Raw genomic sequence first — 21,306 nt, forward strand, 5'->3', positions numbered from 1 at the left:
GTTGCCTATTCGTAGCGAAGTGCATCGATGGGCCGCAACTTTGCGGCTTTGTTGGCCGGGTAGACCCCGAATACCAGCCCAATGACGGCTGACACAGCCAGTGAGAGCCAGACTGTCCATGCCTGTACCTCCGGTTGGACACCCAGCACCGGGAACGCGCTGCCCGCGAAGCCCACCGCAATCCCGGCAATCCCACCGAGCACTGAAATCACCAGCGACTCGATCAGGAACTGGGCCACGATGCTGCCACGGGAGGCGCCGATGGCCTTGCGGATGCCGATCTCGCGTGTGCGTTCGGTGACGGTGACCAGCATGATGTTCATGACGCCGATCCCGCCGACCAAGAGGCTGATGGCCGCCACGGCACCGAGCAGGATGGTCAGGGTCTGTGTGGTGTTGGTGGCCGTGGTGAGGATCTGCGCCTGATTCCGGACCTGGTAGTCCCGGTTGCTGGAATCGACGTGATGGCGCGCGTCCAGGATCATCTGGACTTCATTCTGCGCCTGGTTCATCACCTCTGCCGAGGAAGCCTGCACTGTCATCGACGCCAGGGTTGGTGCATAACCGGTGAATTTGTTCTGCGCGGCAGAGAACGGAACCGCCACAACGTCGTCCGGATCGTTCAGGCCGGAGGAACCCTTGACCGCCAGCACGCCGGAGACCGTGAAGTTCTGGCCGTTCAGCTGAATCGTCTGCCCGACGGCGGAACCGGTGGCGGAACCGAACAGGTCGCTGGCCACCGTGTTGCCGATGACGGCAACGGGGTTGGCGGCCTGTTGGTCGGCGTCGGTGAACAGGGAACCGGACGCCGCGGCGCTGTTGCTGATATCAAAATACGACGGCGTGGTCCCCACAAAGCTGGCCACGGCGTGAGTGGCGCCGGTGTACGTTGCGGTGACACCCTGGGCTTGGACTATCGGCGCGGTGCGGGCCACGTCGGGAGCCAGAACCGGGTCCGTGAGTGCACGCTCGTCCTCGAGGGTGAGGTTGGTACTGCGGGTGCGGCTCGCTCCGGCCTGTCCGCCCGTGGTGCGACCTCCCGCGCTGGTGGAGCGGCTCACGGTGAGGACGTTTGTGCCGAGCTTACCGATCTGGGCTTTGATGTTGTTGCTGGTGCCGGCCCCCACAGCGAGCAGGAAAATCACGGCGGCGATGCCGATGAGGATTCCCAATGTGGTGAGCACGGAACGCATCTTGTTGGCGGCGACCCCGGTCAGGGCGAACCGCACGGACTCGAGGAGGTTCACGGCGCTACCGCCAGGGCTCTGCCGGGGACGGGCTGCTGGCGTACGTCCGAGACGATCCGGCCGTCCTGCATGCGCAGCACACGGCCGGCTCGCTCAGCGACGTCCATCTCGTGGGTGATCATCACGATGGTCCGTCCGGTCGCATGAAGGCTCCCGAAGAGGTCAAGGATTTCAGCCGAAGACCGCGAGTCCAGCGCGCCGGTGGGCTCGTCCGCCAGCAGGAGTACGGGGTTGGTCACCAGGGCCCGGGCGATGGCGACCCGCTGCTGCTGACCGCCCGAAAGCTGAGCGGGCTTGTGTGCTGCACGGCTGGACAGTCCGACGGTGTCGAGCATGGCCAGTGCCCGGAGGCGCCGGTCATGGCGTGCCACGTTGGCGTAGGCGAGCGGCATGGCCACGTTGTCAACTGCCTTGGTGCGGGAGATGAGGTTGAAGTTCTGGAACACAAAACCGATCTTGCGGTTGCGGATCTGCGCCAACTGGTATTCGTCTAAGTCTCTGGTGTTGATTCCGTCCAGCAGGTAGCTTCCGGCAGTGGGGGCGTCCAGGCAGCCGATGATGTTCATCATGGTTGATTTTCCGGACCCGGATGCTCCGATGATGGCCACGAAGTCGCCGCGCTCAATCGCAATGTCCACGCCGTCCAGGGCACGCACTTCCGCCTCGCCTTTGCCGTAGACCTTGCTGGCGCCGGAAAGTTCGATCACTGCCGCCATGGCTTACTGTCCGCCGTTCCGGGTGCCGCCGCCGCGGGTGCCCGCGCCGCCGAGACCGCCGGCGCCGATTCCGCCGCCAGTAGTGGTGCCGCCGGTGTCCAAGGTACTGGAGATGGCCGGGAGCTCAATCTGGTCGCCGTCGGAGACGCCGGTCAGGATCTGGGTGCGCCCGTTGGCGCTGACCCCGGTGGTGACAGTCACCGGCGTCGGCGTGCCGTTCTTCACAACATTCACCGTCTGCCTGTTGCCGGTGGTGGTGATGGCAAGGCCCGGGACCACCAGGGCGTTGTCAGCTGTTGCCGTGGTGACCGAAATGTTGGCGCTCTGGCCAAGGCGGAGTGTGGCCGGCGGATTTGCGATGGAGACAGTCACCGGATAGGTGACCACACCATTGGTGGTGCTGGATGTTTGCGCTATGGATACCACCTTTCCCGTGACAGGTGCGGCAGCCGGGTCCTGCGGCAGCGCGGGAAAGATGAATTCGGCCGTCTGGTCGGGTTTCATGCTGGCAACATCGGACTCGGAGAATCCGGCAACGACCTGCAAATGGGCTGTATCACTGATGGTCACCAAGCCGCTCCCGGAGGCAGCCGCACCCGAAGAAGCGGTCGATGCCGTCCCGGAGGCGGAGTTGCCACCGCTGCCGGCGCTGGCAGCAGATCCGGACGAACCCGCAGACGAGCTACCGGTGAGGGCGCCGACGGTGGCGCTGACCGCCGTGACGGTACCTGCCACCGGTGAGGTCAGGTTGCACGCAGCGACGTTCGTCCTGGCGGTTTCAACCGCGAGTTGGGCGCTGGTGACATTGGTACCCCCTGCGGAGCCCGCCGTGTTCCGGGCATTGCCGAGAGCCGTGGTCGCCGAGGCGACCTGCTGCTTGTCCTTAAGCTGGGTGGAAGCCGCCTGGTTCTGCGCCTGGCTGAGCGCGGCCTGGTCCTTGGTCAGTTGATTCTGGGCCGCCGTCACCGGGTCTGCCCAGTTGGACGGCTTCGGATTGGGGACGGGCAACGCCTGCGCGGCGGACACTGCGGCATTGTCCGCGTCGACAGCCTTCTGGGCTGCCCCAGCCGCTGCGGACTGTTGGGACGCATCCAGGCTGGCGGACTGCTGGGCATTGACCAGGCTCTGGTTGGCGGAGGAAACTTGCCCGGCAGCCGAGACCTGCTGTTGGTTTGCCTGGGCCGTCACGGAATCGAGTTGGGCTTGGGCCGCGTTCAGGGCGTTTTGGGCGTTGGTCGGATCGATGGAGACGATCAATTGGCCAGCGGTCACCTGCTGACCCAGTGTCGCTCCGACGGAGAGGATCACACCGCTGCAGTTCTGCGCATTCACCACGGTGGTGGACTGCGGCGCGACGCTGCCCGAAGCTGTTGCCACGGAGGAGATGGCCGCCTTGCCCACCGTTACCGTCCGCACAGCGGTGGCCGGGGTGTTGGAACCCGCGGCTGTGGCGGCCAGGTAGGCGCCCGAGCCGAGCGCCAAAATGACGGCGCCCAGGCCTAGGTTGACAACAACAGTTTTTGAGTTCATGCCTGGACCATAAGAGTCGGACCTGAATGAACCCCATGAATTTGATGGGAGTGCGCCTGATTGGACTAAATGTTAAGCGGGCAAACCAGTGGCCTCATTCTCCGTGCCGCAACACGTCCGGAAGTTCGTCCACATAGACCGTTTGCGGCGGCTCGAAATAGATCACCAGCACCTCTTCACCCACCGCGAAGCCGCTCGTCTTGTCGAACGGGTGGGCATGGAAGGCCATGGTGCCCCCGAGGTAGGGCAGCATCACTTCGCCGATGGTGCCGGGCCCGATGCGTCCGGTCACCCGACCGATCTTGCCTGTCAGGCTCCGGTCAACCTCCCTGTGCATCCCGTGGTCCCTAGGCTTCGGGCGCCTTGGGCGGGCGCTTGGCTTCCGGGCCTTTCTTGAGCGCTGAGGCGAGGGCGGGCAGGTAGTCGCCCGCCTGCGCGAGGATTCCGCCGAGCATCTTGTTGATGCCTTCGCCGCCGTTCAGGACGGTCATCTGGCCCACGTGTGAGAACGGCTCGGCCGCTGCGGCGATGATGGCGGGCATGTTCTCGGCGAGCTGCTGCGAAATCACCGCGTCCTGGTTGGTCCCCAAAGCTTCAGCCCGCGCCTTGATGCCGTCTGCCTCAGCCAGCGCCTTGGCTTTGATCGCGGAGGCTGCAGCATCACCCTTGGCCTTGGTGGCCGCGGCTTCGGCCTCACCGGTGACCTTGGTGGCGCCGGCAGCGGCGGCCGCGGCAGTGGCGTTCGCCTGTGCCTGCAGTTCCGTCCGGCGGGCGTTGGCCTGGGCCTCAAGTTCGGTGCGGCGTGCCAGTGCTTCGGCGGCGCTGATGTCCGCCGCCTTCTGGCCTTCAGCGTCGGTTCGTTTGGCGTAGGCTTTGGCGTCTGCGGGTTTCCGGACGGTGGTCTGGAGCTTCTGCTCTTCCCGGTCCGCCTCGAGCTTGGCCACTTCGGTTTCCTGGACCACCACCTGCTGCCGTGCCGTGGCGTCGGCCAGCGGGCCTGCCTGGGCGGCGTTGGCCTTGGCTCGTTCGGCATTGGCCTGCGCTACAGACTGCCTGATGGCTGAAACGCTCTGCGCGTCCGCAATCAGCGCCGCCGCTTCCGCCTCCTTCTCGGCCGCTTCACGGTTGCGGGTGGCCTCGGCGATGCGGGCTTCCATCTTCACCTGGGCAATGTGTGGCTTTGCGATGTTCTGGATGTACCCCGTGGGATCCTGCAGGTCCTTGATCTGCAGCGAGTCCACCACAAGCCCCAGTTTTTCCATTTCCACCCCGCTGGCGCTGCGGACCTGCGAACCGAGCTTGTCCCGCTCGCGGATGATCTCCTCCATGGTCATGCTGCCGATGATGGAGCGCAGGTGCCCCTCAAAGACGTTGTACACCTGGCTTTCCATCTTGGGCTGCTGACCCAGGAAGCGCCTGGCCGCATTGGCAATAAAGGGCGGAGCGTCGCCAATCTTGTAAATGACCACACCCTCCACGATCACCTGGATGCCCTGCGAGGTGACACAGGACACCTTGAGTTCAGTTTCATTTAGCGTGAGCGACAAGGTCCGCACCGTCTGGAGGCCGGGAAGGACCAGTGCGCCCTTGCCTGTGACAATTTTGAAATCCATTCCGGCCCGGGTTTCCAGGGTTCCCCGGGTCAGCCCGGAGATGATGAGGGCTTCATTGGGCTCAGCCACTTTCCACATCAGTTTCGTTGCCACCCAAACAAAACCAATGGCAACAAGCACCCCCAGGATGGTGGCAATAAGCGGGAAGAATGCTGAGAAGTCCGGCATGACCAGGTCCTTTCAAGGGTCACAGGCATCGCGCTAAAGCCCTGAAGTGCAGCTGTCCATTCCCGATCGGTCAAAATACGGATGATTCCGGCCTGTCGGGCCAGCTGTTGTAGTCAGTCTGATTGGGCTCCGCTCAGGAGTCCAGAGGCTGGCCGATATTTGCCTGCGGCAACGGAAATGATGCACGACGGCGGCACCTGGCTCGCGTCGTTGGGTGCGGTTCAGGCCCCCTCGGCCGAACTTCACGGCCGTGCGAAAAAGCCGCTCCCTAAATCAGGACGCGTTGCGGTCCTGGGGTCCCATGACGTTAGTTGGACCAATATCGGCCAACTCGTAGCCCTGGGCATAGATCGGCGGGGCGGCCTCTCCGGGAAGGAAACTGGGAAGCGTACTAAGGGGAGTGCGGCGCCGGATCGCGTTGCGCACGCCCATGCCGGCATTGAGCGCGAGGCGTGACCACCAGGTGCGTCGGGGGAGCCCGAGCGCCGCGGCGAGAGGTGCGTCGTCGAGCATTGTTGCGATCATGCGTTCCGTGACCGGATGGAGGAGCTTTGGCTGCATGCTTTGAAATACCTGAATGGTGGCGCCCATCAGCGTCTTGCCGGCCGTGCTTGGGGCCACCCGGCGGCGTTCGTAGTCGTCGAAGAACTTTCCGGCCGCCTCGAACGTGACGGGAATGTCCGAGATATGGATTCTCGCGCCCAGCTCGCGGAAGAAGCGGGTTGCGGCGTCTCTTTCGGTCTGGGTTGGTTTGCGCCAGCCGTAGCGGTCGGCGCACCGGATCGGAACCACCAAGAGGGTCATGAGCACATAAAGGAAATCCTCCTGGCTGCCTGGAACATGCCGGTGGACGCGGTTGAGCAGGGCCGTCATGTGTCGGCCGCGTTCCGAGTCCAAGCCGTTGGCGATGAGTTCGTAGATCACGAGGCCGGTGTCGATGGACCGCTTCATGGGCCGGGCGGGTATTTCCCCGTTCCGCACAAGTGTGGCTGAACCGGATGGAATGGCGAAGTTCCGGTAGTAGGCAAGAAAGAAGCCGAACTTGATGTCCTCTGCAAGGTCGAACAGAGCCATCTGACGGAACGTCTGCTCAAAATCTTCGGGGCCGCGGGACAGCTGCCTGTCCAGGCTCTGGGCCAGCGATGAATGGAGCCGCATCAGGAGGGACCTCCAACGGAGAGAAACTTGCTCAGCCGTCGTGCGCCGCGGCGCCGGCGTCCGGTGCAGCGGCGTCGGCGGCCAAGGCCTGATGCCGCCGATATATTTGGACGGCGGTGACTGCGGGTACGGTGGCCAGAGCCACCGCCCGCATCCATGGCCGGTCCAGTACATGGCCTGTGAGCGCGTCCAGGGAGAAGGCGCCGGGGCCGCCCAAGGCAAACGCTGCTGCCGCCACGGCCAGCACCGCCGGGTACTCAAGACCGCCTTCGGTGGCGAAGAACCCGCCAGGAGCATGGACGCTGGCCGCGACGGCCATGGTGGTGGCAGCGGCGGCGCCGGCGGCCGGGGTCGCCAGCCCTAGGGCAAGGGCGAGGCCGGCTCCTGCTTCTCCAACGCCTGCGAGTACGGCGCTTGATTTTGCGGGGCGGAAGCCCATGGCGTGCATGCCCTTGCTGGTGCCTTCGAGGCCTCCGCCGCCGAACCACCCGAAGAGCTTTTGGGATCCGTGGGCCATGAGCACCCCACCCAGAGCGACTCGGAAGATGGTCTGCGCCGCGGTTGCAGCAGCGGAGCTGGTCGTTTCATGGCTCATGGTGTGCTCCTCAGGTGATGTTGCCGCCGCGCTGGGCGGCGGCTCTGACGTGAAAATTCTACGTCGGGGACCCGATCAAAGTCCTTCAAAGATGTCCGTCAGCAACGGACTGCCGGCAGGCCGGCCCGGCCACGCCATGACCGTCGATTCCCGGGACGCCATCCTGGTCCAGCGGCGCTCATCCATGCCGGGATCCACCAGGGCCTCCCGCTGGGACTTGTGCTCCAACAGACCCGCAACAATCCGGTGCGCCACCGCGCCGGTGTCCACTTCGATGTCTATCCACTCATCAGGGACCGGTCGCAGGTGGTACTCGAGAGTCGGGTCCCACGGCGTCAGCCCAGCCTGTTGCCGCCTGAGGTTCCACCGTTCGAAGGTGGAGGCGCGCATGGCACCGTGCACCAGCCGGCGGAAGCCTGGGCCCGGCGTCTGCCGTGCCCTGTGGAATGCTTCATCGGTGGCCCTGCCGACGGCGATATGGTCCCGGTGCCCCGTGATTCCGTCGGGCCCGAAGGTCGCCACAACCTGGGGCCGTTCCGCAAGCAGTATCTCCAGGATCCTGCCGACCAGTTCCTCGAAATCCGCCTCCGCCACCTGCCCGTCGGCGTAGTCCAGCCATTCGTGCCGGTCGGGTACTCTGCCGTGCGCCCGCCACGCGTTGGCGCTCTCACGGCGACGCCAGGCACCCAACTCAGGGGGCGTCGTCGGGACCCCCGCGGCGATCTGTCCGGCTGCGCCGTCGGTGGCGAGCACCAGGCAGAACCTGAACCCCGGGTCATTCTCGTGCAGGGCAATCGAGCCCGCGCAACCGTACGCATCGTCATCCGGATGGGCGACCACCACCGCCAGGGAGTGCGGCTCATTCATGGGAGAAACGCTAGACCCTACAGGGGGAGAAGCACAGCAGCGCGGATCCGTCAGGAACCCGGCCGCCCAGGCCACTCCTTGCCCGCCCACGGATCGTAGTCGGCAAGAAGCTCCTCCTGCGGACGCTGCGCCTCGGGGATGTGCTGGAGGTTCACCCGCACCCGGTACCAGAGCGAGCTCGATCCGCGCATCCCGTCCACGAGCACGTCGGCGGGATGCAGCGCCGGGACGAGGTCAGCATGCCGGGCCTTCCACTCCTCAAGCGCCGCGAGTGCTTCGGGCTTGGTCCTGGTGCGGGCCACCTCGATGAGCGGCATCACCGATTGCCGGCGACCGGAGCCGTCGCCGGCGCGCGGCGCTTTCTCGGCGGGGCCAAGTTCTTTGGCCAGCGCGAGGAGCCCGTCGAGGGAGCCAACGGCGTCGTCGATCCCCGCGTGCGGGTCGCCCATGTCGGCGAAGCGCCCCGGCACCGTCCGCACGGTGAACTGTTCCGGGCGGGCGGAACGGACCTCGTCCCAGGTGAGCGGCGTGGACACCCGGGCATCGGGTAGGGGTCGCACTGAATATGCGGATGCCACAGTGCGGTCCTTGGCGTTCTGGTTGAAGTCGACAAACACACTCTCGCCGCGCTCCTCCTTCCACCACCGCGCGGTGGCGAGGCCGGGAGCCCTGTTCTCGACCTCTCGGGCGAGGGTCTCGGCGGCGAGCCGCACGTCGCGGTACGACCACTTCGGCGCGATCCGCACCAGGACGTGGAGCCCCCGCGACCCGCTCGTCTTGGGCCACCCAACGAGTCCGACGTCGTCGAGCACCTCCCGCGCGACGTAGGCGACGTCCACGATCTGACTCCAGTCGACTCCCGGCATCGGATCGAGGTCGACCCGGAGCTCGTCGGGGTGCTCGAGGTCCTCGGCGCGTACCGGGTGCGGGTTGAGGTCCAGGCAGCCAAGATTCACCACCCATGCGAGCCCGGCCGCATCCCGGAGGACGGCTTCCTCAGCTGACGTGCCGGACGCGTAGTGCAGTGTCGCGGTGTCGATAAAGTCTGGGTGGTTTTCGGGAACCCGCTTTTGGAAGAACGGCTCGCCGTCGATGCCATTCGGAAAGCGTTTGAGCACCATGGGGCGGCCGCCGGCGCCGCGCAGAGCACCATCCGCGACGGCGAGGTAGTAGCGAACCAGATCAAGCTTCGTGAGCCCCGGCCCGGGGAACACCACCTTGTCCGGACTCGAGATGCGAACCTCGGCACCGGCAATGGAGAGGATCTCGGCCGGGGTCTTGGAGGGGTTCATGACGCCACGCTAGCAACGATCGGAAGTCCCAACCAGACCCGTTGCCGCGGCAACCAAAACAAGGCAACGCACGACGGCGGCGCGCGGCGCCGCGTGCAGGCCCCGGTCAGTGCGGGGGGACCTTCGGCCCTCCCGCCGAAGGGGGTCTGGATTCATGGTGGGAGGAGCCCGAAGGGTGTTCGGAGCCATATGAGAAGGGAACCTCACGGTGAAGCCGATTACCGGTGAAATCTTCGTCGATGCCCCGGTGGAAGACGTGTTCGACTTCGTTGCCGATGAAAGCAACGAGCCACGGTACAACCCGAACATGCTCCGGGCCGAGAAACTCACCCCGGGACCCGTTGGGGTCGGAACGCGATTCGCCGTGATCATGCGCGGGCGCAGCCGCACGGCGTTGACCATCGAATGCACGGGCTTCAATCGCCCGCAGACGCTGAGCTCGCTCAGCCGGACTGCCGGGATGGAGATCGAAGGCGAGCTGACCTTCGTCCCCGAAGGAAACGGCACCAGCCTGCGCTGGCTCTGGACACTTCGCCCGCAGGGTGCACTGCGCGCCCTCACTCCCTTGATCCGGGCGCTGGGAAACCGTCAGGAACAGGCCAACTGGTCAGCGCTGAAAAGCTATCTGGAGGCCGCCCCGAGGAGGGCATGAGCTGCTGGGCTGTTTGGCCCGGTGACGTGGTCACGTGGCAAGCAGCCGGCCGCTGGATCCGCGCACGATCAGGTGCGTCGGCAGGGCCGCAGGTCCCCAAGGCTCGGCCGGCGGTGGGCCGGCCTCGGCGTGTGGAATGGCCGCCAGAATCAAGGAGAGCGCCGAAGCGCCGGCTTCACGGAAGGGTGAGGCAATAGTTGTCAGCGCCGGAGTGGTGAAGTCGGACCCAAAAATGTTGTCGAACCCGATCACGCTGAATTCGTCCGGTATCTTCACTTTCGCTGCCTGCAGCTCCCGCATCAGCCCGATCGCCAGGACATCGTTGTAGCAGAGGGCGGCGGTGGCTCCGGAAGAAATCACGTCCCTCGCCGCACGCCGGCCACCTTCCGTGGTGGGTGCCGTGGTGGGAACAAGCAGAGGCTCGCGCCCTGTCCATTCACAGGCGGACTGCAAACACTCCCAGCGGCGGGCCGAGATCCAGGAGGTCTCGGGTCCGCTCAGGAAAGCGATCCCTTGGTGGCGGCCGGAGGCAAGGTGGCGAACCGCTTCGGAGATGCCTGGTTCGACGTCGGGGACTACGGAATCCACGCCGTCAACACTGCGGTTAATGACAGCGACAGGCTTCGTGGCGTTGAGTGCCCGGATCTCCGGATCGGACATGCGCGGGCTGGCCAGAATGATGCCGTCGGTGGAGGGCTGGATACGCCGGGCGGCCACGGATTCTGTTGACGCCGATTCGGCCGACTCGGCCAGCACCAGGGTCAACCCCTGTGCGGCAGCGGCAGACTGGGCACCGCGGATCATGTCGAAGTAGCTGGGGTTGGTGATGTCCGCGACGATGAGCCCGATGGTGCCGGTGCGGCCACTCAGCAGTGCACGTGCGAGCGGGTTGGCCCTGAAGTTGAGCTCCGCGGCCGCCTCCTCCACGAGTTTCCTCGTTTTGGCGCTGACCCGCTCCGGTCTTCCGAGAGCCCGGGACACGGTGGAGGGATTGACGCCGGCGATTTTTGCGATGTCGTAAATCGTGACCGTGGGGCCAGCATTGCTCGAGCTCTTCGCCATGGCCTCATTCTCCCAAAGAGAACCCTTGAACGTCCGAATGCTCCGGGGTTAGCATGTCCGGCACGCGCCCAGCGGAAACTGACCTTGATCAGATCGGGGAGGACGGCCATGAGCGAGACAACTGCGGAGGCGTCATCGGCAAAGCTGATGGTGGACCTCATCATCTCCCTCGACGGCTATGCCTCCGCCGAGGGGTGGCCCGGCTGGTGGGGCCTGGAAGGGCCCGAGTACCTGGCGTGGCTCGACCAGGAAGGGGAGAAAAGCTATACGTTCCTTCTCGGGGCGAACACTTACCGGCTGATGTCCGGCATGTCCGATGAGGCCGCGGTGGAGGGGTCCGGGTACTCCGAGCATGAGGGGGCCAGCCTGACCGGCCTTGCCGCAGTGCCCAAGATTGTTTTCTCCTCCACTCTTCAGGCACCGTTGACGTGGCCGAATTCCGAACTGGTCACGGGCAACGCGGTGGAGGCCGTGACGGAAATGAAAAGGACCGGCACCGGCTCGCTGAGCACCCTTGGCAGCCTCAGTCTGGCCCGATCGTTGCTGACGGCCGGCCTGGTGGATCGGTTCCGGTTGGTGGTTTTCCCCGTGATCACCGGCCGCACCGGCCGGGAGCGGATCTACGACGGCTATCCGGACGTCGCGCTCGAGATGGTGGACAGCAGGACCTTCGACGGCCGGCTCCAGCTGCTTGAGTACGTCCCCACAGTTCTCACCGGGCGATGATTCCCACAAAGCAGGGAGGCGGCGGACACCGTCGGGTAATCCGCCGCCTACGCACGCGCCCCTATCCCGCGGCGACAGGCAAGGGCTCCAGAGGCACGTGACGCACTGCGCCCTTGTCCGCGGACAGGGCGAAAGCCGCATATGCACGCAACGCGGGGGAGACGGCACGCTCACGGTCGCGGGGCCGGTACCCGGTGGTCGCCTCCAGCAGGTCGCGGCGGCGGTCAAGTTCGTCGTCGGGAACTTCCACGCTGATGGAACGGGAAGGGATGTCGATGGAGATGGTGTCGCCGTTCTCGATGAGCGCGATGGCCCCGCCCGCGGCAGCTTCGGGGGAGACATGGCCGATCGAGAGTCCTGAGGTTCCGCCGGAGAAGCGGCCGTCGGTAATCAGGGCGCACTTCGCGCCAAGACCCAGGCCCTTGAGGAACGACGTCGGGTAGAGCATCTCCTGCATGCCCGGTCCGCCGCGCGGGCCCTCGTAGCGGATGACGACGACGTCGCCTGCGACGATCCGTTTGCTGAGGATGGCTTCGACGGCGTCGTCCTGGGATTCGAACACAACTGCCGGGCCGGAGAATTTGAAGATCGATTCGTCCACGCCGGCGGTCTTCACCACACAGCCATCCACCGAAATGTTGCCCCGGAGCACGGCCAGCCCGCCCTCCACGGTATGGGCGTTTTCGATCGAGCGGACACAGCCATTTGCGTTGTCAGTGTCCAGGGTGTCCCAGCGCTCGGACTGGGAGAAGGCCGTCGCGGAGCGGACGCAACCCGGCGCCGCGTGGAACAGTTCGACGGCGGTGTCGGTGGCCTTACCGCCGCGGATGTCCCAGTCGTCCAGCCAGGAGCGCAGGTCCGGTCCGTGCACGGAGCGCACATCGTGACGGAGCATCCCGCCGCGGTCCAGCTCGCCAAGGATGGCCGGGATGCCGCCGGCGCGGTGTACGTCCTCGACGAGGTAGTCGCCGTTGGGGGCAACCTTGGTCAGACACGGTGTCTTGCGCGAGATCGCGTCGATGTCCTCAAGCGTGAAGTCGAGTTCGGCCTCCTGGGCGGCGGCGAGCAAGTGCAGGATGGTGTTGGACGAGCCGCCCATGGCGATGTCCATGGTCATGGCGTTTTCGAATGCTGCGCGTCCGGCGATGGCCCGCGGCAGCACCGACTCGTCGTCGCCGTCGTAGTAGGCGTTGGTGATGTCCACGATTGCCTTGCCGGCGTCCTGGTACAGGTCCTTGCGAGCGGTGTGCGTGGCAAGAGTGGTGCCGTTCCCCGGCAGCGAGAGGCCCAGGGCTTCGGTGAGGCAGTTCATCGAGTTGGCCGTGAACATGCCCGAGCAGGAACCACAGGTGGGGCAGGATGTTTCCTCGATGCGCAGCAGATCCTCGTCGGAGACGGAGTCGTTGACGGCGTCGGCGATGGCGGAGATCAGGTTCAGGCGCTTGCGGACAGTGCCGTCCACCAGGACCGCGGTGCCGCCTTCCATGGGGCCTCCGCTGACGAAGACCGTGGGGATGTTGAGCCGCAGCGCTGCCATCAGCATGCCGGGGGTGATCTTGTCGCAGTTCGAGATGCAGATCAGGGCGTCGGCGCAATGCGCGTTGACCATGTACTCCACGGAGTCGGCGATCAGGTCGCGCGAGGGCAGCGAGTAGAGCATTCCGCCGTGGCCCATGGCGATGCCGTCGTCGACGGCGATGGTGTTGAACTCGCGCGGGATGCCACCGGCCTCAATGATGGCGTCCGAGACGATGCGCCCGACCGGCTGGAGGTGTGTATGCCCGGGGACGAATTCGGTGAAGCTGTTTGCGACGGCGATGATCGGCTTGCCGAAGTCGGATCCGTTGACGCCGGCGGCCCGGAGCAAGGCGCGTGCGCCCACCATGTTGCGGCCGTGGGTGACTGTTCGTGAGCGTAGAGGAGGCATGTAAGCAGTCAACCAGTGGGGGAGCGGCGGCGGAAGACGGTGCTGGTACTAGTAGTGGGAGTGCTAGATTCTTGGGATGAGTGATGAACGACGGCGGGAGCTGGGGCAGTTCCTGCGTGACCGGCGCGGAAACCTGGTTCGCGCGGAGCTGGGTCTGCCGCCCATCGGACGCAGCCGCACCCAGGGGCTGCGTCGTGAGGAGGTTGCCTCCTTCGCCACCGTCAGTGTCACGTGGTACACGTGGCTCGAACAGGGCCGGGAGATCAATGCCTCGCGCCAGGTCCTTGAGGCCATCGCGCGGGTGCTTCAACTGACGGCCGCCGAGAACGCGTACCTTTTGGCTTTGGGGGGCTACACTCCCGTTCCGGTCGCGGACGTCGCCTCGATAGAGGAAGCGCCCGCACACGTGCAGCGGCTGCTGGACTCTTTGGACTTCCCGGCCTTCGCCGTGGCTCCGGACTGGGGGATCGCCGGTTGGAATCGTGCGTACGCCGGCCTGTACTCGCGAATAGCGGCCGTCGGCCCGGCTGACAGGAACCTGCTCTGGCTGATTTTCACGGACCCGCACCTGCGCGAGATGCTCCCCGACTGGGAAGAGACGTCGCGGCATTTCGTTGCTGAATTCCGCGCCGAAGCAGGGGCGCGTCTTGGATCGGCGGCCCACACGGCGCTGATCTCCCGCCTGGCCGGGGCCAGCCCCGAGTTCGCCCAGCTCTGGGCGGACCGCGGCGTGGAGCGCTTCGCGTCCCGGCAGCGGGTGTTCCTGCATCCCGAGGCAGGCAGATTGGTCTATGAGCAGCACCGGCTGGTGCCATCGGACGCTCCCGAACTGCACCTGGTTATGTACGCTCCTGTCCCGGGCACCTGAACTGGTTCAGCCACTGCGAGGCGAAACGCGCGGAACTCGTCGAAGTCGGATGTGTCAGTGGTCATTGGGGCACTCTGGTTGCGCGCCGTTGGTGACGCGTCATGGGTCATAAATCTGACAGAAGACGAAGGCCGTTGACAGCCCGCTCCGGACTGCGGAAAGTGGTTCCTAAATCTTCGGGGGTACCCATGGGCAACGGCGACTATGGTTTTGAGTTGAGGCTGATCCGGGCGTGGCAACTACGCCGGGACACCGACGTCGTACATGTCGCACTCCGGCAACAACGGCTCATCACAGCGCTGGCCATTAATGGCCCCCGAACCAGAAGCTACCTGGTTGGTCTGCTCTGGCCGGAGAGCCCCGAGTCCAGGGCGCTCGAAAGCCTTCGGGTTGCCCTGCATCTCATTTCCCGGCAGGTCCCGGGCCTGCTGGTCAACCACGGACGGATGCTGTCCCTTAGCGAACGTGTGGATGTGGATCTCCACCGGCTCCGCGACCAAATCCGGGAGTTGGGCCGGACCGGCCTCAACGGAAACGTTTCGTCGTGTCTCCAGCAGTTGCGGGACTCCGAGCTGCTCCCCGGCTGGTACGACGATTGGGTGCTCTTTGAACAGAGCAGATTGCAGCAGGACCGGCTCCATGCGTACCACATCATCTCCCGCTCGTCGCTGGCCCGGCGTGATTATGAGTCCGCCCTCGAAGCCGCGGAGGCGGCCTTGGAAGTCGAACCCCTCTACGAGAGCGCGGTTGGTCTCCTCATCGAGGCTGAACGGGCGCGCGGCAACAATGCTGCCGCGGTTCGCGCCTTCAACAAATACGAAACGAAACTGAAGGCGGACATGGGCCTGGTGCCCTCAATGGCCATACGGCGCCTTGTCTCGGACATGTCGTGAGAGCCAACCGCCAGACGAATTCAAAGATCGCGCGGGAGCGCCGATCGTGCGTCAAGCCACTGGCCGACCAACCTCAGGACTTCATCCGGATCAGCAGTGGAAATAGTGCGCGGATCTTCGTCCGGTGCCGCGCTGTAGGTTAGCCTGGCGCGGAAGCCCGGCGCCTGATCCGGCTCGTTCCACGTGCGGATGACCAAGGCGGCCATAGCCGGCATCGCCGGGCCTGACTCGCTTTCGGCGGAGGCTCCTGACGGCGGATCGTCCTGTGTCATCGCATTTCACCCTACTCTCATTCGGCGGGCTCCCAGTGAGTGGAAGTTCATGGAGGCTTCCTCGATCCTGCAGCAAAAGAATCAGCAATCGGCCTAGCTAGGCGAAAGGTTTGCTCAAGATCGCCGCAGCCAGGCACGTCCGTTCTCGGCGGCAGGGCTGTTTCACATTGGAACACTGTGCCCTGCGCCACACCCCTCACCCTGAATACAGAGGCAGTGGCCTGCATCACAGTCTGACCAATGAGCCTGTTTCAAGGGAGAAACACATGACAAGCAGTACAACATCATCGCCGGCGATGACGCCGCGCCGTGCGGCCACCGCCGCACTCCTGGGCAGCGCGCTCGAGTACTACGACTTCTTCGTCTACGGCGCCGCAGCAGCCCTTGTCTTCAACGGACTGTTCTTTCCGTCGGGTGACCCCACCGTTGCCCTGATCGCTTCGTTCGCCACTTTTGCGGTGGGCTACGTGGCCCGGCCTGTCGGCGCAGTGGTGATGGGACACTTCGGTGACCGCCTCGGCCGCAAGCGGGTCATGCTCGCAACGGTGGTCATGATGGGCATCGCCTCCTTCGCCATCGGCTGCCTGCCGACCTTTGACCAGGTGGGCCTCCTCGCCCCGGCACTGCTGGTGGTCCTGCGCGTGGTGCAGGGCTTCTCTGCGGGCGCCGAATCCGTCGGGGCCTCAACGCTGACCGTTGAGCATTCCCCTGTCGGGAAGCGCGGATTCTTCACCAGCTTCGTGATGGTAGGGTACGCCGTGGGCTGCTCGCTGGCCACCATCGTCTTCCTGCCGGTGGCGCTCCTGCCGGCCGAGCACCTCTACGGCTGGGGCTGGCGGGTGCCCTTCTGGCTCAGCGCCGTTGTTGTGGTCATTACTTACTACGTCCGCAGCCACCTGGACGAAACCCCGGTATTCGCCGAAGCCAAGGAAGAAAGCGCCGTCCGGAAGCTGCCCCTGAGCGACGTTTTCACGTACCACTGGCGCAGCGTGATCTGTGTGGCAGGAGCGTCCCTGCTGGCTGCGATGCAGACGCTGTTCGCCGTGTTCAGCCTGTCCTACGCAACCTCGCTGGGTATTGACCGAAGCATTATGCTCGCGGTCATCTCCGGCGCAATCGCGTTCTCCATCATCACCATTCCCGCCGCCGGATACATTTCCGACATCATCGGCCGGAAACGGACCGTGCTGATCTCCGCTGTCGGTTGTTCGCTCACGCTCTTCGGGTACCTCTGGGCGATCTCGACGGCGGATGTGCTGATGATTGCGGTCTTCGCCTTCCTCAACATGAGCCTGTTCTTCAGCTGCTACAACGGTGTGTGGACATCCTTCTTCGCCGAGCAGTTCCCGGCACCTGTCCGCTTCACCGGCATGGCCGTGAGCAACCAGCTTGGGAACCTCCTCGCCGGCTTCGCCCCCATGGTGGCCGCGATGCTCCTGGTCCCCGGCCCCTCCGGCGGGCTGCCCGTGGCCATCTTTGGCGCAGTTGCCTCCGCCATCGCCGCGGTTGCGGTGCTGGGAATGCGTGAGACGTCCAAAACCCCCACCGAACTGCTTGGCGGTCCACGGGCGGCGGCCTCCACCAGGCGGCCTCGCTCAGCCGACGTTGCCGACTCCAAGCCCACTCCTGAATCGATCATGAAATAGGCGTACCAGGCCTGCACCACGAAACGACCCCCGACGCAGTGTCGGGGGTCATTTTCGTGGTGCATTCCCGGGGCGGAGCCGACCCCAACCCGCAGGTTAACCGCCGGGCGCGATCATTCGTTCGTCGTCGTCAATCTTCAGGGCACGCATCTTGCGGTACATCGTGGTCCGGCCGATGCCGAGGATCTCTGCCGCACGCGACTTGTTTCCCGCGGCTTCCGCCAGGGCTGACACAATGGCATCGCGCTCGGACTGTTCGTAGCGGCTCAGCGATGACCAGGACGTCCTGCGCATGGGAGAAGGCAGGTCTTTGGTCTGAATCAGGCCGCTTCCGGCCGAACCGTGCAGATCACGGAGGAGCCGTGCAAGTTCGGCCACATTGCCAGGCCAGCGCCATGCCACGGTGCTCGGCAGGTTCATGGGTCCTCTTCCAGTGGGCTCCATTTCACTATCCCACCGGCTATTACGCCGCGTCCAATACCTATTAGGGTCCGGATTATTGCAATCTGTGAAAGTACGTAGCTATGGAGATCCAGCAACTGCGAGGGTTTCTGGCCGTAGCAGAGGAGCTGCATTTCGGCCGTGCGGCGGAACGGCCCCACCTTGCACAGCCGCCGGTGAGCCGAACTGTGCGGCAGTTGGAGCGGGACCTCGATGCTGACCTGTTTATCCGCAGCACCCGCAGCGTTCAGTTGACCGCGGCGGGAGCGGCCCTCATGACGCCGGCCCGCGAGATCCTTGCCGCCGTGGACAGTGCCAAGTCCAGCGTTCTTGCTGCCGACCGCGGGGAAGCGGGAACCGTCAAGCTCGCCTATGCCGGTGCCTCCACCCACGTGCTGGTGGGAGTCCTTGCCCGGGAAGTCAGGAGGACCCACCCGGGCATAGAATTCCGGCTGAACAGCCAGGACTTCGCCCTGCCCGCCCTGGCCCGGGTGCTCCGTGGCGAGGTGGACATCAGCCTTGGCCGGTGGGATTTTGTGCCGGCAGGCGTCAAGTCCCGCATCATTGTGCAGGAACACCTGGTCATGGCCGTGCCGGCATCCCACCGGCTCGCCTCGCAGGAGGAAGTGCACCTGGCGGAACTTGCCGGCGAGCCGTTCGTGGCGCTGCCCCCGCATGAGGGCTCTGTCCTCGGCGACCGGCTGCGCAGGCTCAGCCTGGGAGCCGGCTTCGATCCCGACATCGTCCAACGGGCCCCGGATTCATGGACAGCCATGGCCCTGGTGGGAGCGGAAGTGGGGTGCTCCCTGACTGTTTCCACCGTGGCCGAGAACGTGACCGACCCCCATGTGCACTTCCTGCGCGTGCTCGACGAGACCCTGCCGGTCTACCTACGGATGGCCTGGCGGGAAGCCTCGGACAACCCGGCGCTCGGCCTGGTCCTCGCGCTTGCAGAACAGGTCTGGGAAGGACCGGCAGAAGCAGCCCCGGCGGGATGAAACCTGCGCTACTCGGCCGTGGGACGCCGTCGCTGCTGTTTCGTTGCTGACCGCTGTTGCTTGGCGGCGAGGTGCCGGTGTTTGGAGCCCCGGGTGGGTTTGGTGGGCCGGCGCCGGGGAGCCTCCGGGGCAAGGGCAGCCCCCACGATGTCCGCCAGTTTAGCCAACGCGATCTCGCGGTTGCGCAGCTGGGAACGCTGCTCAGAAGCAGTCACCGTGACCACACCGGCGATCGGGCGTGGTCCGAGGCGCGTCAGCAGCATCAGCCGCTGGCTTTCGGACAGCACCGCCGAATCACCAATGTTCCATGAAAGCTCCACCCGGCTGTCCGTGGTGTTGACGTGCTGGCCGCCCGGACCCGAAGAGCGCGAGAACCGCCAGCCCAGCTCCGTCGCGGGAATGGTGAGCGCAGGCGACACCTCCAGATCCATGCCACCAGCCTTGCACAAAATGTCACAGTCCCTCACCCGGGCTTGAGATCACTGAGCATGCAAACTGGTGGTATGGATGATGCTGAAGCAGTGACTACTCAACGCTCGACGGTGGAGGCTTGGACGCGGGCGTTGGCGGAGCCGACCGGTTCGCCTGGCGGTGGCGCGGGGACGGGAGTCATGCTCGCCATCGCCGCGTCACTGGCCTCGATGGTTGCCGGCTACACCGAACCTGACCCGCACAAGCGGACGGAGCTCGACGCTATCCAGGAGCGGGTACGTTCGCTCCGCGAGGCCGCGCTCCGCCTTGCCGACGATGATGCCTCGGCATCCAAAGCTTTCGGCGCCGCGTTCCGTCTGGAGCGTGGACCGGAGCGCGAGGACGCCATCCACCGGGCATCCGTCCATGCAGCCAAAGCATCCGCCGTGCTCGGCGATCAGGCCATTGCTGCCACAGGGGATTTGGGCTGGCTGGCGGCCAACGGCAACCCGGCGCTCATAGCGGACGTCGTTGTCGCGTTCGGTGCCCTCAGGGCAGCGGTGACGGGGGCGCGTACCAACGTGAGTTTCGATCTCGCCGCGCTCACGTCCGCGGGCGGGACGCTCGAACAGGTCCGTGAACAGCATCCAGCGCTGTGGGAAACAGTCGAGCGGCTCACCGCCGCACTTGAGCGGATCGACACACTGACCGCCGGGATTGATCACCGCGCCGCACCGACCGACGCCGGGTGAACTCTGGCTTCCGTAGCGCCCGGTGCAGCGCGCCTCACACCAGCGGCCACGGATACCGCATGCCGGTATGGTCCACCGGCAGCACGCCGTCGTGCAGTACCCGCCGGACGCGGCGCTGGAGTGCTGCAACCTCGGCGTCGTCGAGGAGTTCGGCCACCTCGGGGGGTACGGCCTCGGCGAGCGGGATGATGTCCTCGAGCAGGGCGCCGGGGATCGGTTCTCCGGCGAAGTCCCAGATGACGGTCCGCAGCTTGAAGGGCGCGGCGAAGCACAGCCCGTGGTCGATGCCCCAGATCCGCCCGTCGTCGCCGCGGAGCACGTGCCCGCTCTTCCGGTCGGTGTTGTTGGTGATGTAGTCGAACAGGGCGATCCGGGACAGGAAACGGTGGGTCTCGGGTGCGTCGGCGTACAGGGTGAAGTAGTGCTCCCGGAAGTCGCATTCGACGAACCACTGCAGCGACCCGATGCCGAGAGGGGCGTCCTCGCGGATTACCGTCGTCGGCACCAGCCCCCACCTCAGGTACTCACTGAGCAGGTAGGCCGCACGTTCCCGGCGAAACAGCCCTGGCAGGAAATCGGACAACGGGCGTTCGCCGGCTTCGGGCTTGTAGACCGCTTGTGCGGAGTCGGCCCCGTTGGAGACCCGGACGAGGAACGTCTCGTTGCTGCTGCGGAGGATGCGTCCGAGCAGCTTCACCCGGCCTTCGCTCAGTAAGGTCAGCTCCCTGCCGGGCACCAGCCGCCCCCTTTGCCCGTGGGTCCCACCTTCACGGCGCCCTCAGTCCACTCAGCGGTTCTGCGGTGGAATTCACCATCAGCACCGCCGGTGCCCGGCCCTCCAAGTAGGAGATGGCCGACACGGAACCGGGGCTGATGAGAATCCGCTGGAACAGGTCCAGGTGCGTGCCCAGGGCGTGGGCGAGGGCTGCCTTGATGGGGTCGGCGTGGGAATAACATACGACGACGCCCCCTAGGTGGGTAGTGCACAGCGCCTCGAGCGTTTCCACCATGCGTGCCTGCATCTGTACGAAGCTCTCACCGTTCGGGAAGCGGAACGCCGAGGGGCTGTGCTGGACGGTCTGCCATTCCGGCAACCCCACGAGTTCCGCGAGCGCGGCGCCCGTCCAGTCGCCGAAGTCGCACTCGATCAGGCCTGCATGTTCGTGCATGTCCAGCCCGCTGCGGGCGGCCGTCGGTTCGGCCGTCTCGCGGGCGCGTTCCAGCGGGGAGGAATAGAGGCCGTCAATGGGCAGGCCGGCGAGGCGTTCCGCCACGCGTTCGGCCTGGTCGCGGCCCCGGTCGGACAGGTGCAGGCCGGGGGCCCGGCCCGGCAGCACCATGCCGGTGGTTGGCGTCTCGCCGTGCCGCACCAGGAGCAGGAGCGTGCCTGGTGGTTCCGGCGCCGCTACCGATTGTCCCGGGGGAGTCGATGTGATCATCAGGATCCAGCGTATCGTTCACCGGCTGCCCCG

At 65.5% G+C, this 21,306-nt stretch carries 23 protein-coding genes; 7 read left to right on the top strand and 16 right to left on the bottom strand.

The genetic code is table 11. The features are described from left to right. Window positions 1-5 precede the first annotated feature (5 nt). From AC1DIM_RS07285 to ligD, 9 genes are all read right to left on the bottom strand, one after another. Window positions 6-1,247: an ABC transporter permease gene (locus tag AC1DIM_RS07285; RefSeq protein ID WP_477709828.1), complete on the bottom strand. Its 1,242-nt coding sequence runs from the start codon at window positions 1,245-1,247 to the stop codon at window positions 6-8. Next, window positions 1,244-1,963: an ABC transporter ATP-binding protein gene (locus AC1DIM_RS07290; protein WP_477709829.1), complete on the bottom strand. Its 720-nt coding sequence runs from the start codon at window positions 1,961-1,963 to the stop codon at window positions 1,244-1,246. The genes AC1DIM_RS07285 and AC1DIM_RS07290 overlap by 4 nt, the downstream gene beginning before the upstream one ends. 3 nt (window positions 1,964-1,966) lie before the next feature. Then, window positions 1,967-3,493: an efflux RND transporter periplasmic adaptor subunit gene (locus AC1DIM_RS07295; RefSeq protein ID WP_477709830.1), complete on the bottom strand. Its 1,527-nt coding sequence runs from the start codon at window positions 3,491-3,493 to the stop codon at window positions 1,967-1,969. Window positions 3,494-3,587: 94 nt separating this feature from the next. Next, entirely contained in the window at window positions 3,588-3,830 is a 243-nt protein-coding gene (locus AC1DIM_RS07300) for a hypothetical protein (RefSeq protein WP_477709831.1), read from the bottom strand. A gap of 10 nt (window positions 3,831-3,840) precedes the next feature. Beyond that, complete coding sequence (locus tag AC1DIM_RS07305; protein ID WP_477709832.1) at window positions 3,841-5,274, bottom strand: flotillin family protein; 1,434 nt, start codon at window positions 5,272-5,274, stop codon at window positions 3,841-3,843. Between the two features lie 273 nt (window positions 5,275-5,547). Beyond that, the gene (locus AC1DIM_RS07310; protein WP_477709833.1) at window positions 5,548-6,432 is read right to left on the bottom strand and encodes an oxygenase MpaB family protein; all 885 of its coding nucleotides are present in this window, start codon (window positions 6,430-6,432) and stop codon (window positions 5,548-5,550) included. A gap of 31 nt (window positions 6,433-6,463) precedes the next feature. After that, the gene (locus AC1DIM_RS07315; RefSeq protein ID WP_477709834.1) at window positions 6,464-7,027 is read right to left on the bottom strand and encodes a DoxX family membrane protein; all 564 of its coding nucleotides are present in this window, start codon (window positions 7,025-7,027) and stop codon (window positions 6,464-6,466) included. Window positions 7,028-7,102: 75 nt separating this feature from the next. Further along, window positions 7,103-7,894, bottom strand: coding sequence for a PIG-L deacetylase family protein (locus AC1DIM_RS07320; protein WP_477709835.1), 792 nt, complete (start codon window positions 7,892-7,894; stop codon window positions 7,103-7,105). Between the two features lie 50 nt (window positions 7,895-7,944). Next, window positions 7,945-9,186, bottom strand: coding sequence for a non-homologous end-joining DNA ligase (gene ligD, locus AC1DIM_RS07325; RefSeq protein WP_477709836.1), 1,242 nt, complete (start codon window positions 9,184-9,186; stop codon window positions 7,945-7,947). Between the two features lie 208 nt (window positions 9,187-9,394). Here ligD and AC1DIM_RS07330 point away from each other — a divergent pair, with 208 nt between their 5' ends. Then, complete coding sequence (locus tag AC1DIM_RS07330; RefSeq protein WP_477709837.1) at window positions 9,395-9,838, top strand: SRPBCC family protein; 444 nt, start codon at window positions 9,395-9,397, stop codon at window positions 9,836-9,838. A 30-nt stretch (window positions 9,839-9,868) separates the two neighbouring features. On the opposite strand, the gene AC1DIM_RS07335 is transcribed toward AC1DIM_RS07330, so the two are convergent. Next, window positions 9,869-10,900: a LacI family DNA-binding transcriptional regulator gene (locus AC1DIM_RS07335; protein WP_477709838.1), complete on the bottom strand. Its 1,032-nt coding sequence runs from the start codon at window positions 10,898-10,900 to the stop codon at window positions 9,869-9,871. A gap of 108 nt (window positions 10,901-11,008) precedes the next feature. Between AC1DIM_RS07335 and AC1DIM_RS07340 the strand changes: the two genes are divergently transcribed. Then, the gene (locus AC1DIM_RS07340; protein ID WP_477709839.1) at window positions 11,009-11,626 is read left to right on the top strand and encodes a dihydrofolate reductase family protein; all 618 of its coding nucleotides are present in this window, start codon (window positions 11,009-11,011) and stop codon (window positions 11,624-11,626) included. Between the two features lie 61 nt (window positions 11,627-11,687). Here the strand turns inward: AC1DIM_RS07340 and ilvD are convergent, their stop codons facing one another. After that, on the bottom strand, window positions 11,688-13,553 hold the full coding sequence (ilvD, locus tag AC1DIM_RS07345) for a dihydroxy-acid dehydratase (RefSeq protein ID WP_477709840.1): 1,866 nt from the start codon (window positions 13,551-13,553) through the stop codon (window positions 11,688-11,690). Between the two features lie 76 nt (window positions 13,554-13,629). Here ilvD and AC1DIM_RS07350 point away from each other — a divergent pair, with 76 nt between their 5' ends. Next, window positions 13,630-14,421: a helix-turn-helix transcriptional regulator gene (locus AC1DIM_RS07350; protein ID WP_477709841.1), complete on the top strand. Its 792-nt coding sequence runs from the start codon at window positions 13,630-13,632 to the stop codon at window positions 14,419-14,421. A 188-nt stretch (window positions 14,422-14,609) separates the two neighbouring features. Further along, on the top strand, window positions 14,610-15,314 hold the full coding sequence (locus AC1DIM_RS07355; RefSeq protein WP_477709842.1) for an AfsR/SARP family transcriptional regulator: 705 nt from the start codon (window positions 14,610-14,612) through the stop codon (window positions 15,312-15,314). Window positions 15,315-15,334: 20 nt separating this feature from the next. Here AC1DIM_RS07355 and AC1DIM_RS07360 read toward each other — a convergent pair whose 3' ends face one another. Continuing rightward, window positions 15,335-15,586 (bottom strand): hypothetical protein, encoded by a 252-nt coding sequence (locus tag AC1DIM_RS07360; protein WP_477709843.1) that lies wholly within the window; start codon window positions 15,584-15,586, stop codon window positions 15,335-15,337. A gap of 266 nt (window positions 15,587-15,852) precedes the next feature. Here AC1DIM_RS07360 and AC1DIM_RS07365 point away from each other — a divergent pair, with 266 nt between their 5' ends. Beyond that, window positions 15,853-17,232: an MFS transporter gene (locus AC1DIM_RS07365; protein ID WP_477709844.1), complete on the top strand. Its 1,380-nt coding sequence runs from the start codon at window positions 15,853-15,855 to the stop codon at window positions 17,230-17,232. A 96-nt stretch (window positions 17,233-17,328) separates the two neighbouring features. Here the strand turns inward: AC1DIM_RS07365 and AC1DIM_RS07370 are convergent, their stop codons facing one another. Then, window positions 17,329-17,652, bottom strand: a complete 324-nt coding sequence (locus AC1DIM_RS07370; protein ID WP_477709845.1) for a helix-turn-helix domain-containing protein — start codon at window positions 17,650-17,652, stop codon at window positions 17,329-17,331. A 104-nt stretch (window positions 17,653-17,756) separates the two neighbouring features. On the opposite strand from AC1DIM_RS07370, the gene AC1DIM_RS07375 reads away from it, so the two are divergent. Further along, window positions 17,757-18,671, top strand: a complete 915-nt coding sequence (locus AC1DIM_RS07375; protein ID WP_477709846.1) for a LysR substrate-binding domain-containing protein — start codon at window positions 17,757-17,759, stop codon at window positions 18,669-18,671. Between the two features lie 8 nt (window positions 18,672-18,679). Here AC1DIM_RS07375 and arfB read toward each other — a convergent pair whose 3' ends face one another. After that, complete coding sequence (gene arfB, locus AC1DIM_RS07380) at window positions 18,680-19,102, bottom strand: alternative ribosome rescue aminoacyl-tRNA hydrolase ArfB (RefSeq protein ID WP_477709847.1); 423 nt, start codon at window positions 19,100-19,102, stop codon at window positions 18,680-18,682. A gap of 72 nt (window positions 19,103-19,174) precedes the next feature. Here arfB and AC1DIM_RS07385 point away from each other — a divergent pair, with 72 nt between their 5' ends. Continuing rightward, a complete protein-coding gene (locus tag AC1DIM_RS07385; protein ID WP_477709848.1) occupies window positions 19,175-19,834 on the top strand; it encodes a cyclodeaminase/cyclohydrolase family protein in 660 nt (219 codons plus the stop codon). A 34-nt stretch (window positions 19,835-19,868) separates the two neighbouring features. On the opposite strand, the gene AC1DIM_RS07390 is transcribed toward AC1DIM_RS07385, so the two are convergent. Next, entirely contained in the window at window positions 19,869-20,570 is a 702-nt protein-coding gene (locus AC1DIM_RS07390) for an SCO1664 family protein (protein WP_477709849.1), read from the bottom strand. 31 nt (window positions 20,571-20,601) lie between these two features. Further along, complete coding sequence (locus AC1DIM_RS07395) at window positions 20,602-21,273, bottom strand: MSMEG_4193 family putative phosphomutase (RefSeq protein ID WP_477709850.1); 672 nt, start codon at window positions 21,271-21,273, stop codon at window positions 20,602-20,604. Window positions 21,274-21,306 lie beyond the last annotated feature (33 nt).

The sequence above is a fragment of the Pseudarthrobacter sp. 01T43 genome (assembly GCF_056398665.1).

Coding starts and splice junctions, on each gene's coding strand:
- AC1DIM_RS07290 (WP_477709829.1), bottom strand. CDS start 1,963: ATGGCGGCAGTGATCGAACTTTCCGGCGCCAGCAAGGTCTACGGCAAA.
- AC1DIM_RS07295 (WP_477709830.1), bottom strand. CDS start 3,493: ATGAACTCAAAAACTGTTGTTGTCAACCTAGGCCTGGGCGCCGTCATT.
- AC1DIM_RS07300 (WP_477709831.1), bottom strand. CDS start 3,830: ATGCACAGGGAGGTTGACCGGAGCCTGACAGGCAAGATCGGTCGGGTG.
- AC1DIM_RS07305 (WP_477709832.1), bottom strand. CDS start 5,274: ATGCCGGACTTCTCAGCATTCTTCCCGCTTATTGCCACCATCCTGGGG.
- AC1DIM_RS07310 (WP_477709833.1), bottom strand. CDS start 6,432: ATGCGGCTCCATTCATCGCTGGCCCAGAGCCTGGACAGGCAGCTGTCC.
- AC1DIM_RS07315 (WP_477709834.1), bottom strand. CDS start 7,027: ATGAGCCATGAAACGACCAGCTCCGCTGCTGCAACCGCGGCGCAGACC.
- AC1DIM_RS07320 (WP_477709835.1), bottom strand. CDS start 7,894: ATGAATGAGCCGCACTCCCTGGCGGTGGTGGTCGCCCATCCGGATGAC.
- ligD (WP_477709836.1), bottom strand. CDS start 9,186: ATGAACCCCTCCAAGACCCCGGCCGAGATCCTCTCCATTGCCGGTGCC.
- AC1DIM_RS07335 (WP_477709838.1), bottom strand. CDS start 10,900: ATGGCGAAGAGCTCGAGCAATGCTGGCCCCACGGTCACGATTTACGAC.
- AC1DIM_RS07340 (WP_477709839.1), top strand. CDS start 11,009: ATGAGCGAGACAACTGCGGAGGCGTCATCGGCAAAGCTGATGGTGGAC.
- ilvD (WP_477709840.1), bottom strand. CDS start 13,553: ATGCCTCCTCTACGCTCACGAACAGTCACCCACGGCCGCAACATGGTG.
- AC1DIM_RS07350 (WP_477709841.1), top strand. CDS start 13,630: ATGAGTGATGAACGACGGCGGGAGCTGGGGCAGTTCCTGCGTGACCGG.
- AC1DIM_RS07355 (WP_477709842.1), top strand. CDS start 14,610: ATGGGCAACGGCGACTATGGTTTTGAGTTGAGGCTGATCCGGGCGTGG.
- AC1DIM_RS07360 (WP_477709843.1), bottom strand. CDS start 15,586: ATGACACAGGACGATCCGCCGTCAGGAGCCTCCGCCGAAAGCGAGTCA.
- AC1DIM_RS07365 (WP_477709844.1), top strand. CDS start 15,853: ATGACAAGCAGTACAACATCATCGCCGGCGATGACGCCGCGCCGTGCG.
- AC1DIM_RS07370 (WP_477709845.1), bottom strand. CDS start 17,652: ATGAACCTGCCGAGCACCGTGGCATGGCGCTGGCCTGGCAATGTGGCC.
- AC1DIM_RS07375 (WP_477709846.1), top strand. CDS start 17,757: ATGGAGATCCAGCAACTGCGAGGGTTTCTGGCCGTAGCAGAGGAGCTG.
- arfB (WP_477709847.1), bottom strand. CDS start 19,102: ATGGATCTGGAGGTGTCGCCTGCGCTCACCATTCCCGCGACGGAGCTG.
- AC1DIM_RS07385 (WP_477709848.1), top strand. CDS start 19,175: ATGGATGATGCTGAAGCAGTGACTACTCAACGCTCGACGGTGGAGGCT.
- AC1DIM_RS07395 (WP_477709850.1), bottom strand. CDS start 21,273: ATGATCACATCGACTCCCCCGGGACAATCGGTAGCGGCGCCGGAACCA.